Source organism: Arthrobacter sp. SPT-J7, assembly GCF_059089965.1.
The window spans coordinates 15,030-31,327 of the sequence record NZ_JBNHFF010000022.1; the positions used below are offsets into that span (position 1 = coordinate 15,030).

At 65.6% G+C, this 16,298-nt stretch carries 13 protein-coding genes; 2 read left to right on the forward strand and 11 right to left on the reverse strand.

Annotated elements, in window-relative coordinates; all coding sequences use genetic code 11:
• Positions 1–83: 83 nt before the first annotated feature.
• The 11 genes from AC5RWX_RS18905 to AC5RWX_RS18955 all read right to left on the reverse strand — a co-directional run bounded on the left by AC5RWX_RS18905 (position 84) and on the right by AC5RWX_RS18955 (position 14,976).
• Positions 84–1,628, reverse strand: a complete 1,545-nt coding sequence (locus AC5RWX_RS18905) for an ABC transporter ATP-binding protein (protein WP_494097865.1) — start codon at positions 1,626–1,628, stop codon at positions 84–86.
• The gene (locus AC5RWX_RS18910; protein ID WP_494097866.1) at positions 1,629–2,366 is read right to left on the reverse strand and encodes an energy-coupling factor transporter transmembrane component T; all 738 of its coding nucleotides are present in this window, start codon (positions 2,364–2,366) and stop codon (positions 1,629–1,631) included.
• Positions 2,367–2,376: 10 nt separating this feature from the next.
• Positions 2,377–3,195, reverse strand: coding sequence for an ECF transporter S component (locus tag AC5RWX_RS18915; RefSeq protein ID WP_494097867.1), 819 nt, complete (start codon positions 3,193–3,195; stop codon positions 2,377–2,379).
• Between the two features lie 156 nt (positions 3,196–3,351).
• Positions 3,352–4,377: a nucleoside hydrolase gene (locus AC5RWX_RS18920; protein WP_494097868.1), complete on the reverse strand. Its 1,026-nt coding sequence runs from the start codon at positions 4,375–4,377 to the stop codon at positions 3,352–3,354.
• Positions 4,378–4,384: 7 nt separating this feature from the next.
• Positions 4,385–5,362, reverse strand: coding sequence for an aldo/keto reductase (locus tag AC5RWX_RS18925; protein ID WP_494097869.1), 978 nt, complete (start codon positions 5,360–5,362; stop codon positions 4,385–4,387).
• Positions 5,363–5,371: 9 nt separating this feature from the next.
• A complete protein-coding gene (locus tag AC5RWX_RS18930) occupies positions 5,372–5,932 on the reverse strand; it encodes a hypothetical protein (protein ID WP_494097870.1) in 561 nt (186 codons plus the stop codon).
• Positions 5,929–6,513, reverse strand: a complete 585-nt coding sequence (locus tag AC5RWX_RS18935; protein WP_494097871.1) for a DUF402 domain-containing protein — start codon at positions 6,511–6,513, stop codon at positions 5,929–5,931. Before AC5RWX_RS18935 ends, AC5RWX_RS18930 begins: the two co-directional genes overlap by 4 nt.
• Before the next feature lie 29 nt (positions 6,514–6,542).
• On the reverse strand, positions 6,543–8,516 hold the full coding sequence (dxs, locus tag AC5RWX_RS18940) for a 1-deoxy-D-xylulose-5-phosphate synthase (RefSeq protein ID WP_494097872.1): 1,974 nt from the start codon (positions 8,514–8,516) through the stop codon (positions 6,543–6,545).
• Positions 8,517–8,644: 128 nt separating this feature from the next.
• Positions 8,645–11,470: an aconitate hydratase gene (locus AC5RWX_RS18945; protein ID WP_494097873.1), complete on the reverse strand. Its 2,826-nt coding sequence runs from the start codon at positions 11,468–11,470 to the stop codon at positions 8,645–8,647.
• 165 nt (positions 11,471–11,635) lie between these two features.
• Positions 11,636–13,015, reverse strand: coding sequence for a class I SAM-dependent RNA methyltransferase (locus AC5RWX_RS18950; protein ID WP_494097874.1), 1,380 nt, complete (start codon positions 13,013–13,015; stop codon positions 11,636–11,638).
• Positions 13,012–14,976 (reverse strand): APC family permease, encoded by a 1,965-nt coding sequence (locus AC5RWX_RS18955; protein ID WP_494097875.1) that lies wholly within the window; start codon positions 14,974–14,976, stop codon positions 13,012–13,014. Before AC5RWX_RS18955 ends, AC5RWX_RS18950 begins: the two co-directional genes overlap by 4 nt.
• Positions 14,977–15,108: 132 nt before the next feature.
• Between AC5RWX_RS18955 and AC5RWX_RS18960 the strand changes: the two genes are divergently transcribed.
• Together AC5RWX_RS18960 and AC5RWX_RS18965 are read left to right on the forward strand one after the other, a co-directional pair.
• Positions 15,109–15,783, forward strand: a complete 675-nt coding sequence (locus AC5RWX_RS18960; RefSeq protein ID WP_494097876.1) for a potassium channel family protein — start codon at positions 15,109–15,111, stop codon at positions 15,781–15,783.
• On the forward strand, positions 15,780–16,298 hold a 519-nt coding region (locus tag AC5RWX_RS18965), incomplete at its 3' end, for a potassium channel family protein (protein ID WP_494097877.1). The genes AC5RWX_RS18960 and AC5RWX_RS18965, both read left to right, overlap by 4 nt.

Sequence of the window (16,298 nt, forward strand, 5' to 3'; positions counted from 1 at the left end):
CACTGGCCTGACACACCCCGGAGTCCGTCCACAGCAGGGGCTTCGTCCGGTATTTCCGGACGGAGCCCCTTGCCTTGCCCACGTCAGCCTCCCAGCAGCCGCCCGCCGTCGAGCGTCAACAGGCGGTGCGCCACCGTGTGGGCGTAGGGCACGTCGTGGGTGACCAGGACGACGGCGGCGCCCGCCGCTGCGGCGGACCGTACCGCCTTATCCAGCACAGCCAGGCCGTGACCGTCCAGGGCAACCGTAGGCTCATCCAAGGCAAGGACCGACGGCCTGCGGGCGAGGACCGTGGCCAGCGCCAGCAGCCGTTGCCCGGAGGCCGGCAGCTCGGCCGGGTGGTCCTGGGCGGCCCAGGATAGACCTACGGCGGCCAGAGCATCAGCGCTTCTTTCCGCCGCCTCGCCTGCACCAAACCGCCGGTCCAGGCCGAACCGGACCTCACGGCCAGCAGTCCGTTCGAAGAGCTGGTCGCGCGGGTTCTGGAAAAGCAGTCCCACGGCAGCAGCCACCTCCCCAACCGGCACGCCGGCAATGTCCTTCCCGTTCACATGGACGGAACCGGACGTCGGCTGCAGCAGTCCGTTGAGATGCCGCAGCAGCGTTGATTTGCCCGCCCCGTTCGGCCCGGTCACGGCAACAATCTCACCGGGCTGGAGCACAAGGTCGATGCCTTGCAGCACGGTGCTCTGCTGACGGGCGGCACTGCCGCCGGATACCCGGGCCTTCCTGCCACGGCCTGCTGTGGCCTGGTACGCGAAGTCCACACCGCGGAGCTCCAAGGCAGGGGTGTCGGCAGCTGCGAAATGGTGAGTGACAGCGCTTGACGCCGGCACGCTGAAATTCCGCTCCCCTGCCGGCCGCCGAATGCCGGCCGGCAGACGCTCCGGTGCCGCCATCAGTTCCGTGGGTGTGCCGGTGGCCGCGACTGTGCCCGCATCCAGGACTATCCACCCGTCGGCCTCGCGCAGCACCTCGTCGATCGCCTGGCTAAGGACGACGACGGCGGTCCCGCCGGCCACAAGCTTGCGCAGCAGCAGTGCCAGCTCGACCGTTCCGGCTGTGTCAAGGGAGGCGAAGGGCTCGTCCAGGACCAGCACCGCGGGCTCCAGTATGACGGAACAGCCAATGGCCAGGCGCCGCAGCTGGCCTCCGGCAAGCGTGCCCGGGTGGCGTTCCAGCAGCCCGGCGAGTCCCAGCATGCCGGAGCTACGTTCTACGGCTTCGTGCATGGCGGCCCGCTTCATACCGGCATTCTCCAAGCCGAACGCCAGTTCTTCGGCTACCGTAGCCCCCACCGTGGACAGTGCGGTGGAGGCGTCCTGCGGAACGAATCCCACGCGGGCGCCCCACTGGGCAGGATCGATGCGGGGGTCCTCTGCGGCTCCACTGAAGTGCAGGCGGGTTCCCGCGAGTTCGAGATGTCCTGCCAGCTTTCCGCCTGCCCCTGGCAGTAACGAGCCCGCAAGGAGCCGGCCAAGCGTCGACTTGCCGCTTCCGGACGCGCCGAGGATCGCGGTAAGGGTTCCGGGGGCAAACGAGACGTCCATGCCGTGAAGGACCGGCGCGTCAGCCTCGTGGAAGGTAAAGCTCGTGATGCTGGCGGCGAGGACACGGGAGGTCGTCACCTAGCCACCCGCCAGCCACAACCGGGCCGCCACGGCAGCCGCCGCGGCCATCACCAGCAGAATCCGCAGCCACCGCTCCACAGCCGGATCCGGGACGTCCCGGTAGCTGGTGCGCGGGCCGGTGCTGCCGAAGCCGCGGGCTTCCAGGGCAGCGCCGCGGGTTGCGGCGTCCTCCACCAAGGCAGTGACCAGCGGAACTGCCTGGAGCCGGAAAGCTGCCATCCGGTGCAGCAGGCCGCGCCGGATCACCAGCCCCCGCGCTTCCTGGGCCTGCCGGATACGTTCCAACCTGGATGTGATAGCCGGCAACAGCGTCAGGGTTGACGCCAGCACAAAGGCAAACCGGCCCTGCACGCCTTTCGCGGAGAGCGCCGCCACCAGGTCGGGCACGCTGACACTGAAGGAGAAGACCAGCAGGGCCAGGACGGCGGCAGAAACCTGCGCTGCCCGCTCGAATGCAAAGGAAAGCCCTTCCGCGGTGACGCGCGCAGGGCCCCATTGGGTGAGGATGATCTGCCCTTCCGGGAAAAACAGGCCGTGCAGGACCAGCAGCGACAAACACAGTGGCACCAGCACGGCAGCTGCCGCAGGCAGGAGCCGCCGGAGCGTGCCTGCCAAGGCCGAAAGGCCTACTGCGGCCGCGATCACGGCGAGGGACAGCAACCAGCTGGCTGCCGCCGTCGTTATGATCGCCGTGCTTCCGGCAGCCACGAGGGACGTCAGCGGATGCAGTCGCATAGGCAGGGAATCAGGAGTCCTGTCCCGAAGCCCGGCTGGCCAGAACGCGGTGCCGTCGGACAAACGGGAACTGCAGCGTCGCGCGGCGGGGCAGGGCATAGACCAGCACCGCCACCACCGTGAACACGATTGCCTTGTCCATGGGATCCGAGATCAGGGCCTGCTTGGTGATGGCAGCCAGGAGGGTGTCCCCCATGGAGCGGAACGCGCTGACGATGGCTCCGGTAGCCACCCCGGACGTCCCTCCGAAGACGAAAGCCGCCACCGGGGCGGACACGACGCCGCCGATGATTCCGGTAGCGAATCCGGCTACGGGCGCGAGGTAAAAGCGGCGGAAGAGTCCGTGCCGCGCAGCCATGCCCGCAAGGCAGCCAATGAGCGCGGCGCCGGCGGCGAATGGCAGTACCGTCGGGTTGAAGAAGGACCAGACGATGCTGCTCAACGCGCCGGTTGCGGCGCCGGCCGCCGGGCCGGCCAGAACCGCGATCAGTACCGTTCCGATCGCATCAAGGTAGAACGGGACCAGGGTGCTGCCCACGAACTGGCCGAGCACGATGTTCAGTACCAGGGCTACGGGGATCAGCACCACGGTGGACGTCGGCAGGGCCGGCAGGACAGCGACGATGAGCAGTACGGCGCCCACGAGGAAACCGGACAGGGCAATCAGGGCTGAGGCGCTTCCCGGACCGCCCGTGATGTCGGCGGGCTGGTTGAGGACCAGGTAGATGTAGGTGCCGGCGATGGCCAGGGCACCGAGGATTTCCAGCAGCCGGCGTTTGCGGGCGGCGGCAGGTGCCGGAGACGGCAGAGTCAGGGAGGGCGATGACATGGAGTTCCTTCGGGTACGCACGGCCGGCCCGGAAATCCGCGGCCGGAATGGAACGCTGCCTATGTCACCTCGGCAGCTGCCGCCAGGCAGCTGCGCCTGTCCGGTCCGCCGACTATCCTACCGCGGCTGTCCGGGGGCTTTGCGAAGGTTTTGCGCTCAGCCCATGCGCCGGGCCAGGCCGCCGACGGCGGACACCAGCTCCCGGAACGCAGCTTCCGGATAGTTGGTGGACACCACACGCGCGTTTGGCGGCTGACCCCAGAGCCCGCGGAAGTCCGCCACCGTGGTACCGATCAGCATGCGGGAGCCTGTTTCCACGTCCACGGTTGCCGGACGGGCCTCGAAGTCCAGGGTGCCGGCGGCAACACCTGCGGCAAAGTAGTCGTGGACATGGGCCAGGTAACCCTGGTCGTAGTGGCGGTGGAACTCGAAATAGAACCGCAGCGCATCGGACAGGTGCCGGATCAAGTTGTTGTCCGACGTGCTGGGCTGGCCCTCCGGCTGTTCCGGCCGCACCAGTTCGGGCACCTTTGCCCCGGCGGCCTCAGCCAGTTGGCGGACATGCGCGGGATGGAGCTCCATCCGCTCCGTGGTGTCCAGGGAACAGACGATGGGAAGCTTTTCCAGCGGCCTGCCCTGGAACGCGGCATACACTTCCTTGGCCGCGTGCGGGTCCACGTGAGTGTTCCACTCGGCGGTGGGCGTTGTATTGCCCTGGTGGTAGAAGCTCCCTCCCATAATCACTACTTTGGCCAGCAGTTCCGGCAACCGGGGTTCCTGCCGCAGGGCCAGCGCGAAGTTGGTCAGGGGTGCGGTGATGAGGGCGGTGAGCTCCCCCGGCCGCGCCCTTGCGTGCTTAACCCAGAGGTCGACGGCGCTCTGCTCCGAGACTTTGCCGGCGGGTTCCGGCAGGACTGCGTGGCCGATGCCCTGCGGACCGTGCGTTTCGGGAGTGGTCAGCAGCGGAATGGCCAGCGGTTCGCGTGCACCCACGGCCACTTCCACTCCCTTGCGGCCGCAGAGTTCCAGGAGGGCCATGGTGTTGCGCGCCACCTGGTCCACGTCGACGTTCCCGGGAGTGGCGGTGACGGAAACGAACTCAGTGTCCGGGAGGGCGGCAAGGTAGGCGAGGGCCAGGGCGTCGTCGATGCCCGTGTCCACGTCCAGCAGGAAGGCGGTCATGAGGATCTTAGAAGAGAGCGACCTTGGGGGCGGCCGGAAAGATGCTGTCCAATTCGGCGAGGTCCTTTTCCGTGGGGACCCAGTCCGCCGATTCCGCATTCTGCCGCACCTGTTCCGCTCTCGTGGCGCCGCCGATGACGCTGGCCACGGACGGCTGTGCTGCCAGCCAAGAGAACGCAACCTGGACCTCACTCAGTCCGCGTTCCCTGGCAAAGCTGCTGAAGCTGTCCAGCTGGTCCCAGTCGGCGTCGTGGACCAGGTGTGTGCGGGTGTGGCTGAGCCGGGAGCCGTCCGGGGCGTGGCCGGGCGCATACTTGCCGGTTAGCAGTCCGTTGGCGAGGGGGAAATACGGCAGGACGCCCAGTCCGAATTCCTCTGCTGCCGGCGTTACCTCAAGCTCGGCCCGCCGGTCCAGGAGGTTGTAGTGGTTCTGGGTGGAGATGAAGCGGGCGCTTCCCAGTTCGCGGGCCACGTATTCCGCCTGGGCAATCTGCCAGCCGGCCCGGTTGGAGTGCCCGATGTAACGGACGTTGCCGCTCCTGACAAGGGCATCCAGGGCAGAGAGGGTTTCGTCGATGGGGGTGAGCGGATCCGGGGTGTGGAACTGGTAGAGGTCGATCCAGTCGGTTCCCAGCCGCCGCAGCGAGGCCTCCACTGCCTGGATGATGTAGCGGCGCGAGCCGCGGGCACCGAAGTCCCGGCCGCTGGCCCCCTTCATGTCCATGCCAAACTTGGTGGCCACAACTACGTCGGCCCGCCGGTTGCCGAGCGCCTTGCCGAGCATCGTTTCGCTGAGTCCGGGCTCCCGGCCGTAGGTGTCGGCAACATCGAAAAGGGTGATTCCGGCGTCCACCGCCGCGTGGACCACGGCGTCCGTGGCTTCCTGGGTCTCGGTGGCAGTGTTGGCACGGCCCAGGTTGTTGCAGCCCAGGCCGACGGTGGAGACGGTCAGGCCTGACTTTCCGACGCGGCGGTAGGTGGTCACGGACGCTCCTTAGAGGCTGAAGGTGTTGGCTGGCTTTGCTGAGTGCTTGAGCTTGAAGTTATGCGGATCGCTGTAGGGCGCTGCGCCGATGCTGAGTTTGGTGAAGTCCAGGTCCTCGCCGCGGCTGCACACCTTGATGGCTGCGACTGCCTTGTTGACGTCGGGGCACAGGCAGAAGATGTTGAGCTTGTAGTCAGTAAACTCAGAGCGTTCCACCGTACCGAGTCCGCGCCAGGCGAGATGGCTGATCAGCGCGTCCGTTGCCTTTTCTTCCAGGTAGCGGTCCCTGTCGGTGCCCTCCCGGGTTTTCAGCGCAAACTGGGCCACAACCCAGAACTGTTCCTCTTCCGGAATTTCGGCGTAGCCGTCCTCGGCGCACTGCACTGCAAATGCGTCCAAAAGGCCTTCGGCTGCCTCGGGGTCCGGTACATCGGTCTCTTCGGTCTTGCTCTGGTGGCCCACCGCACCGTAATTCATCACGAACTGGTTGTAGTCCTCATCGAACCAGGCCTCCCGGAAATGGAGGGTGCCCTCTTCGTCGCGTTTGTAGACCCTGACAATTCCGCTCATGACCGTCCCTTTGTAAACCATTCGACGTCGGTGCCGTCGAATGGTGCCTGCTGTGCCTTGACGGCCTGGTAAAGCTGGTCCGCGCCAGCCTGGAGTGCTTCCACCAGGGCTGCGGGGTAATCCATGGACACCCGGTGTTCGGCGAACTCGTCCTCGTCGTCAATGAACACGCCGCGGCCTGCTGTCCACACCACGTCCAGGTCCATGTCGATGACGTGAAACTCCGTTACGCCTGGCCGGATCCGGTGCCACTCGTGCGCAACAGCAAGGTCGATGTAGATCCGGACACCGCCGGGGTGGGCGTCGTCGTAAAACGTGGCAACCCAGTGACCTTCGCGCGGTACCAGGAGGACGGCGTCGGACCTGGTGTAGAAGGCGGCACCGGGACGGGAGCAGAATTCATTGGTTCCCTGGAAGATCCACCAGCCGTGGCGGTCCTCGCCGAGGTACCGCCCGGGGACCACCCAGTGCGCCTTGCCGTTCCATTTCCGGTTCCGGGCAACTACCAGCTGGCCGGGCTCGAGGTGCCGGGGTTCGCGGCTGGGTCCGGGCTGGTCGTCAGCCGCCGGCTCCGCCACCACGCCCGGGTATTTCAGTAGGTCCTCTCCCCTCACAGGATCGGAAGGCTGCCGGTGGTGGGGTGTTGCTGGCCTGGCAGAGGACGCGCAAAGGGGACCTTTGTCCCGAGGACCTGGGCAACGACGTCGTGCGTTATCTGCTGGGCTGTCATGCCAACGCGTTCCAGGATCTGGCTGCGGGTGCCGTGGTCCAGGAACTCGACCGGAAGGCCTACCTCGTTCAGGGCGGTGTCCACGCCGGCCGCGCGCATTTCCTGGCGGATCCTGGAGCCCACACCGCCGGCACGGACCCCGTCCTCGATGCAGATGACGAGGCGGTGGTGCGATGCCAGCGCGATGATGGACCGCGGAACGGGAAGAACCCAGCGCGGGTCCACTACCGTGGTGCTGATGCCCTGCGCGCCGAGCCGGTTGGCTACGTCGAGGGCGAGCTCGGACATGGCACCCACGGAGATGATCAGGACGTCATTCTCGGTGGAACCGCTGGGCCGGCGGGACAGGATGTCCACGCCGTCGCTGAGGCGCTCGAGGGCTTCCACTTCGGCGCCGACGGATCCCTTGGAGAAGCGGACCACCGTGGGTGCGTCGCTGATGGCCACGGCCTCGCGGAGTTCCTCGCGGAGCCTGCTGGCGTCACGGGGTGCGGCGAGGTGGAGCCCGGGAACTATCTGGACCATGGACATGTCCCACATGCCGTGGTGGCTGGCGCCGTCGGGGCCGGTGACGCCTGCGCGGTCCAGGACGATGGTGACGCCGGCCTTGTGCAGGGCGACGTCCATCAGGAGCTGGTCGAACGCCCGGTTCAGGAAGGTGGCGTAGACAGCAACCACGGGGTGCAGGCCGCCGAAGGCCATGCCGGCCGCGGAGGTCAGGGCGTGCTGTTCGGCGATTCCGACGTCGATCACGCGGTCCGGGTGCCGGGCCGCGAACTTGTGCAGGCCAACGGGAATCAGCATGGCGCCGGTGATTCCCACGACGTCCTTGCGCTCATCGGCGATGGCAGCAATCTCGTCAGCGAACACGGAGGTCCAGGACTGGGTTCCGGCGGTGCCGGTGGGTTCGCCGGTTTCGGGGTCGATGATGCCTACGGCGTGGAACTGGTCCGCCTCATGTGCACGTGCCGGAGCATAGCCATGGCCCTTTTCGGTCATGGCATGCACGATCACGGGGCCGGCGTAGTGCTTGGCCGTGGACAGTGCGTGTTCCATCGCCTGGAGGTTGTGGCCGTCCACCGGGCCGATGTACTTCATGCCAAGGTCTTCAAACATGCCCTGCGGCGCCCACCAGTCCTTAATGCCCTTTTTCATGGCATGCAGGCTCTTATAGGTGAACTGGCCGGCCGGTCCGCCGTCCTGGAGTTTCTTTTTCCACCAGTCCAGGACGCGTTCGTAGGCCGGCGCGGTGCGGAATGAATCGATGGTGGGGCGCAGTGAGGCGAGGTAGTCGGCGAAGCCGCCCACGGTGGGGGCGTACGAGCGGCCGTTGTCATTCACCACGATGACCACGCGGCGCCGCTTGTCCGCGGCGATATTGTTAAGCGCCTCCCAGGCCATGCCTCCGGTGAGGGCACCGTCTCCGACGACGGCGACGACGTGCCGGTCGCCTTCACCCGTGAGCTGGCGGGCGCGGGAGATACCGTCGGCCCAGGACAGCGACGAGGAGGCGTGCGAACTTTCCACGATGTCGTGCTCGGATTCGGCACGGGACGGATAGCCGGAGATGCCGCCCTCCTGGCGCAGGGTGCTGAAATCCTGGCGGCCGGTCAGCAGCTTGTGGACATACGACTGGTGGCCGGTGTCAAAAACGATGCTGTCGCGGGGCGAGTCGAAGATGCGGTGCACGGCAAGCGTCAGTTCCACTACGCCAAGGTTGGGTCCGAGGTGCCCACCCGTCTGGGAGACGTTTGTGATCAGGAATGCCCTGACCTCCGAAGCCAGCTGTTTCAGCTGTTCTTCGGACAACTCGTTCAGGTCCTGCGGATTCCAGATGTTGTCCAAGATTCCCAATGACCCCTCCTTCGGGTGGTAGACGTGCCGTTTAACTCTAACGCCTTGGTCCAAATGCAAAGCCGAAGCCCCGGCTGGTCGGGGACCGGCCGGGGCTTCGGGAGGTGGTGCCTGCTTATCAGTTACCGCTAGTTCACGGAGATCTGGCGCAGGACGTACTGCAGGATGCCGCCGTTGCGGTAGTAGTCCGCTTCACCCGGGGTGTCGATACGCAGGACGGCGTCGAACGACGTCGAGCTGCCGTCCTCAGCAGTGGCAGTGACCTTGAGGGTCTTCGGCGTGGTGCCCTCGTTCAGGGCGGTCACGCCCTCAACCGAGAACGTCTCCGAGCCGGACAGTCCCAAGGTGGCAGCGGATTCGCCGGCCGGGAACTGCAGCGGCAGGACGCCCATGCCGATGAGGTTGGAGCGGTGGATTCGCTCGTAGCTCTCGGCGATGACGGCCTTGACGCCCAGCAGGGCGGTACCCTTGGCAGCCCAGTCACGGGAGGAACCGGAACCGTATTCCTTGCCCGCCAAGACTACCAGCGGGGTGCCGGCTGCCTGGTAGTTCTGCGCGGCATCATAGACGTAGGCCTGCGGGCCGCCTTCCTGGGTGAAGTCGCGGGTGAAGCCACCTTCAACGCCGTCCAGGATCTGGTTCTTGATGCGGATGTTTGCGAACGTTCCGCGGATCATCACCTCGTGGTTGCCGCGGCGGGAACCATAGGAGTTGAAGTCCTTGCGCTCCACGCCATTGGCCAGCAGGTACTGGCCGGCAGGGGTGTCTGACTTGAAGGAACCGGCCGGGGAGATGTGGTCGGTGGTGACCGAATCGCCCAGTTTCAGGAGCACGCGGGCACCCGTGATGTCCTTGACCGGCTCAGGCTGTGCCTGCATGCCCTCGAAGTACGGGGGCTTCCGGACGTAGGTGGAGTTCGGATCCCAGGCGAAGGTGTCACCGGCGGGCGTGTCGAGCGCCTTCCAGCGGTCGTCGCCCTCGAAGACGCCTTCGTAGCCCTTGGCGAACATTTCCTTGTCGATTGAGGAATCGATGACTTTCTGGACCTCAACCGGGTTCGGCCAGATGTCCTTCAGGAAGACATCATTGCCGTCCGGGTCCTGGCCCAGGGCGTCGGATTCGAAGTCGAAATCCATGGAACCGGCCAAGGCGTAAGCGATGACCAGCGGCGGGGAGGCCAGGTAGTTCATCTTGACGTCCGGGTTGATGCGGCCTTCGAAGTTGCGGTTGCCCGAGAGGACAGCCGCGACAGCGAGGTCGTTCGCCTGGATGGCTTCCGAAACTTCGGCTTCCAGCGGCCCGGAGTTGCCGATGCAGGTGGCGCAGCCGTAGCCCACGATGTAGAAGCCGAGCTTCTCCAGGTAGGGGGTCAGACCGGACTTCTCGTAGTAGTCCGTGACAACCTTGGAGCCCGGTGCAACAGAGGTCTTGACCCACGGCTTGGACGTGAGGCCCTTGTCGACGGCGTTTCGCGCCAGGACCGCGGCGGCCAGCATGACTGACGGGTTGGACGTGTTGGTGCAGGACGTGATGGATGCGATGGTGACCGCACCGTGGTCCAGCTCGAACTCGCGGCCGTCAGCCATCTTGACCGGAACCGGCTGGGAGATGCGACCGGCTGCTCCGTGGCCTGCCGAGTACTTCGGGGGCTCCCGGTCGGAGTCGGAGATGTGGGTGGCCCCGGCGGTGAACGAAGGCGAGTCGGAGGCCGGGAAGGTCTCCTCGAGGGATTCGTCCAGGCTGCCGGCGTCGGCCTCGTGGGAGACGTAGTTCTTCAGGTCGTGCCGGAACTCGTCCTTGGCCTCGGTCAGTTCGATCCGGTCCTGCGGGCGCTTGGGGCCTGCGATGGACGGAACAACCGTGGACAGGTCCAGTTCAAGGTACTCGGAGAACTTGATCTCGCGCGAGGGATCGTGCCAGAGGCCCTGTTCCTTCGCGTAGGCCTCCACAAGGGCCACGTTCTGGTCTGAGCGGCCGGTAAGGCGCAGGTACTCCAAAGTGACGTCGTCGATCGGGAACATTGCGGCCGTGGAACCGAATTCCGGGCTCATGTTGCCGATGGTGGCGCGGTTCGCCAGCGGCACAGCAGCCACGCCTTCGCCGTAGAACTCCACGAACTTGCCCACAACGCCGTGCTTGCGGAGCTGTTCGGTGATGGTGAGGACCACGTCGGTTGCGGTGGCACCGGCCGGGATGGATCCGGTCAGCTTGAAGCCCACAACGCGCGGAATCAGCATGGAGACGGGCTGTCCCAGCATGGCTGCCTCGGCTTCGATGCCGCCGACTCCCCAGCCGAGCACGCCCAGGCCGTTCACCATGGTGGTGTGTGAATCGGTGCCAACGCAGGTGTCCGGGTAAGCACGCAGGACGCCGTCAACTTCGCGGGTCATCACGGTGCGGGCCAGGTACTCGATGTTGACCTGGTGCACGATGCCGGTTCCCGGAGGAACCACCTTGAAGTCGTCAAAGGCCGTCTGGCCCCAGCGCAGGAACTGGTAACGCTCGCCGTTGCGCTGGTACTCGATCTCCATGTTGCGCTCCAGCGCACCGGAGTTGCCGAAGGCGTCGATCTGGACCGAGTGGTCGATAACCATCTCGGCCGGCGCCAAGGGGTTCACCCGCTTGGGGTCGCCGCCCAGTTCCTTGACCGCTTCGCGCATCGTTGCCAGGTCAACCACGCAGGGAACGCCGGTGAAGTCCTGCATGATCACCCGGGCGGGCGTGAACTGGATTTCTGTATTGGGCTGGGCGTTGGGATCCCAGCCTGCCAAGGCGCGGACGTGATCGGCAGTGATGTTCGCGCCGTCCTCGGTCCTCAACAGGTTTTCAAGCAATACCTTGAGGCTGAACGGAAGGTTTTCTGAACCTTCAACGGAGTTCAACCGGAAAATTTCGTAATCGGTTCCGGCTACATTAAGTTTGCCTTTTGAACCGAAGCTGTCCACAGTGCTCATCGCAGGACTCCTCTCGCAACAGTTTCATCTTTGTCGCGCGGTTGACCGCCTGCTAGTTAGGAGGCCCTAATTAGTGCAGGGCCCGAAAATTGCACACGGCCGGCCGTGATTACGGAGCGCGACGTGGGACTACTACCGCCATAGTAGTCGATCCCGGTTCCGGTATCAGGGACGCGGGGTCAGCAGCGCCACTGTCTCCAGGTGGTGGGTATGGGGGTAGAGGTCGAAGGCCCGGAGGCCTGCAAGCTCCCAGCCAACCTGCCGGAAGTAGCCCACGTCCCGCGCGAAAGATGCCGGATCGCAGGATACGTAGGCAATGGCGCGCGGGCTCGCCGCAACAAGCTGGCTTACCACTGCCTTTCCGGCCCCGGCCCGGGGCGGATCAAGGATCAGGGCGTCGAAGTCCCGCGGTTGCTGGCGGAGGACCCGCTCGACGCGGCCCTGGACGATCTCCACCTGGGGTGCCGCGTGCAGGTTCTTGCGTGCGTCCCTGCTGGTTCCGGCAGCACCCTCCACCGAGAGGACAGACCCCGTCTCCCCCACCGCGTCAGCCAGGACGGCAGTGAAGAGGCCGGCTCCCGCGTACAGGTCGGCCACCACCGCGCCGGGGTGGAGGAACCCGCCACCCTTCAGGAACTCTGTGACAACCCCCACAAGGGCCCCGGGCGCGTCGCGGTGGATCTGCCAGAACCCTGCCCCGGTCACCCGGTACTCGTGCCCTGCGGCGGATTCCTGCACCCACAACCTGCCCCGCACCTGCTGCACATCCTCGGTGGTGGGGTCGAAGGCGGCGACGGAGACTTCAGCGGGAAGTTCGGCCGCTATGGCGGCCAGGCGTTTGGGCTTGGTTCCCTCGGCCGCAGCCAGCAACACCAAAGGCCGCGAGCCGTTGGCCGGTGCCGCCACCTCCACGCGGTCAACTCCCTGCAGATCGATATCCCACAAGCGGAGGCTGTTGATGGCATCAATGGCCAGCGGCATTTCCTGGATGGGGATGATGTGCCCCGAGCGGTGCGCATGCATACCCAGCTTGCCGCCGGGGGTGATGGAAAAACTTGCCCGCGTCCGCCAGCGGAGGCCGTCCCCGCCGTCGTCAGCTGATTCCCCCACGGCTTCCACCGTGCCGTCCCAGCCGTTTGGGAGCTGTTCGACGCCGGCGAGCCGCGTGAGCTGTTCAGTAAGCACGTCTGCCTTCAGGCTCCGCTGGCGGGCCAGGGTGATGTGGCCGAACTCCGCTCCGCCGACAGGAGGATGGCCGCGGCCCCAGGCGCGGCGCGAATCTGCAGGACGCCAGAAGTGGTCCACGCGGTCCGGTGACGCTTCGAGCACCTCAACCACGTCGGCGCGCCAGAACTTGGCCTTTTCGTCGGCGTCCGTCAGCCGTGCCCGCACCTTTTCACCCGGGATGGCGTGCCGGACAAAGATGACGCGTCCTTCGTGCCTCGCGACGCAATGGCCGCCATGCGCCACGGGTCCGACGTCGAGCACGACGCCCGTGCCCGCTTCTCCGGTCAGTGCCGGCTGGGTTTGTGTCTTTGAAGTCATTGGATGTCCTGCAGGTTCTTTGCTTCTTCGGATGATTTAAGCTGCCAGGGAACGCTTGCCACCATAACGCCGGGTTCGAAGTGGAGCCGGGTCTTGATGCGCAGGGCGGTCTGGTTATGGACCAGTTGCTCCCACCACTTGCCCACGACGTATTCGGGGATGTAGACCACGATCAGGTCCCGCGGGGAGTCACGCCGCATCTGCTTGACGTACTCCATGATGGGGGTGACCGTCTCGCGGTAGGGGCTGGCCAGCACGGTCAGCGGCACGGGAATGTCAAGCTTTTCCCAGTCCGCTACCGTACCTGCGGTTTCTTCGGGGTCGATGTCCACCGTTACCGCATCCAGCCTTGATGGCCGGGACGCCCGCGCGTAGGCCAGGGCCCTGAGAACGGGCTTGCGCACATGCGACACCAGCAGCACGGCATGCACCCGGGTGGGCAGGGCACGCGGGGACGAGTCTTCATCCACTGCCAGTTCCCTGGCCACGTTGTCGTAGTGGGCCCTGATGCTCCACATGATCAGGAACAGGACGAACATGGCGAGCAGGGCAATCCAGGCCCCCTGCTCAAACTTCGTGACCAGCACAATGACCAGGACCAGGGCGGTCATGCCGAAGCCGATGCTGTTAATGGCTCGGGACTTGGCCATCCGCCGTCGGACTCCCTTGTCCCTGGCCAGCTTCAGCTGCCGGCCCCAGTGCCGGATCATTCCCAGCTGGCTGGCCGTGAACGAGATAAAGACGCCGACGATGTACAGCTGGATGAGCTTGGTGACGTCCGCGTTGAAGGCGAGGATGAGCACCAGCGCTCCCGCGGCGAGGGCAAGGACACCGTTGCTGAAGGCCAGCCTGTCGCCCCTGGTGCGCAGCTGGCGCGGCAGGTAGCCGTCCTGGGCAAGGATGGAGCCAAGCACCGGAAAGCCGTTGAACGCCGTGTTCGCGGCAAAGACGAGGATGATGCCGGTGGCGGCCACCACGATGTAGAACAGGACGGATCCCGGGCCGAAGATGGTCTGGGCGATCTGGCTGATGGCCGGAGTCTGGATGTAGCCCTCCGGGAGCGGGCTGCCGTTCAGCAGGAACTCCGTGGCGGGGTTGAGGACGATGTGGACCTTGGTGGCGTTGGCCAGGTACATGATGCCGGCAAGCATGGATGCGCCGATCACGCCCAGGAGCAGCAGCGTGGTTGCTGCGTTTTTGCTCTTGGGCGGCTTGAAGTTCGGCACGCCGTTGCTGATGGCTTCGACGCCGGTGAGCGCCGCGGCGCCGGAAGAAAAGGCACGCAGCAGGAGGAAGGCGCCGGCAAGCCCCACCAGCCCCTCGTCGAAACCGGGTGCCGGAACAATGGTGAACGCTGCGGACGGTGCTTCACCCAACTGGCCCGTGGCCGCCTGGAAAATGCCCACGGCCGTCATGCCCAGGATGGAGGCCATAAAGATGTACGTGGGTACGGCAAAAACGCTTCCGGCCTCTTTGACGCCGCGCAGGTTCACCAGCGCAAGGATCACCACGCCGATCGTGGCAATCAGGGCCTGCTGGCCGTGGAGGGCCGGGATGGCGGTGGTGACGTAGGAGGCGGCCGAGGACATCGAGACCGCCACCGTCAGGACGTAGTCCACCAGCAGGGCCGAGGCGACGGTGAGGCCGGCGTACTTCCCCAGGTTCTCGCCCGCGATCTCATAGTCCCCACCCCCGGAAGGGTAGGCATGGACGTTTTGCCGGTAGGAGGCAACCACCGTCAACAGGACCACCATGACGGCCAGGCCCACCCAGGGTGAAAACGCCACCGCGCTGACACCTGCCAGCGCCAGGGTGAGCAGGATCTCATCAGGGGCATAGGCAACAGATGACAGGGCGTCGGATGCGTAGACCGGTAGTGCGATCCGCTTTGGAAGCAGCGTGTGGGCCATCCGGTCATTCCGGAACGGCCTTCCCACGAGCACGCGCTTCGCGGCGTTCATTATTGTCAGCACTCCACAAAGCTAGTCTGATTCGCGGGCTGTGTCATGACGGCCGGTGGACAGCCGGAAGCGGGACGCTGACGGTAGAGTTCTAGCGGCAGGACCGTGGGGAAAGATACAGAGGAGATACGGGTGGCGCATTTCGTGATCATGGGATGTGGCCGGGTGGGGGCGACACTGGCGCATACGCTCGAAGACGCCGGGCACTCCGTGGCCATCATCGACCAGGACGACCGCGCTTTCCGCAGGCTCCGCCAGGGTTTCACCGGGCGCAAGGTCACCGGCGTCGGTTTCGACCGGGACACCCTCAAGCAGGCCGGCGTGGCCGACGCGTACGCCTTCGCAGCGGTCTCCAGCGGCGACAATTCCAACATCCTGGCTACCAGGGTGGCCCGGGAGACATTCCATGTACCGCATGTCGTGGCCCGGATCTACGATCCCGGCCGCGCCGAGATCTACCAGCGCCTGGGGATCCCCACCGTGGCGGCGGTCCGCTGGAGTGCAGACCAGGTGCTGCGTCGCATCCTTCCCGAACAGCACCTCGCCGGCGACTTCCGGGAGCCCTCCGGACGCCTGGTGCTCGCCCAGCTGGACCTCGACGCCGGCTGGATCGGCCACCGGATCAGCAGCATCGAAAAAGCGGCGAACATCCGCATTGCCTACCTCACCCGGTTCGGTGAAGGATTATTGCCCGACGCCGGGACCGCGTTCCAGGAGGGCGACACCGTGCACGCCATGCTGCAGGTTGACCGCAGCGCCCAGGTGGCCCAGATCCTGGCCAAAGCCCCCGTCAAGGAGATTCAGTGAAAGTCGTGATCGTGGGGGCCGGGAGCGTCGGTTCTTCCATTGCCAGGGAATTGCTGGCGCACAAGCATGAAATCCTCCTGATCGACTTGAAGCCGGAAGTTATTGGACGGAGCGGACTCCGCGGCGCCCACTGGCTCGTAGGCGACGCGTGCGAGCTGAGCACACTGCAGGGCGCCAAGGTTGAGGACGCGGACGTGGTGGTATCGGCGACCGGTGATGACAAGGTGAACCTCGTTGTTTCGTTGCTGGCCAAGACCGAGTTTGGCGTCGGCCGGACCGTAGGCCGGGTCAACAATCCAAAAAACGACTGGATGTTCAATGATTCCTGGGGCGTGGACGTTGCGGTCAACACCCCGCAACTGATGACCGCCCTGGTGGAGGAAGCAGTGGAGATAGGCGATCTTGTCCGCCTCCTCACCCTCCAGACCGGTGTGTCCTCATTGGTGGAATTCACCGTTCCGCATGATTCACATGTCATTGGCCGGACCGTAGGGGAAATCCGTTGGCCGGAGGAT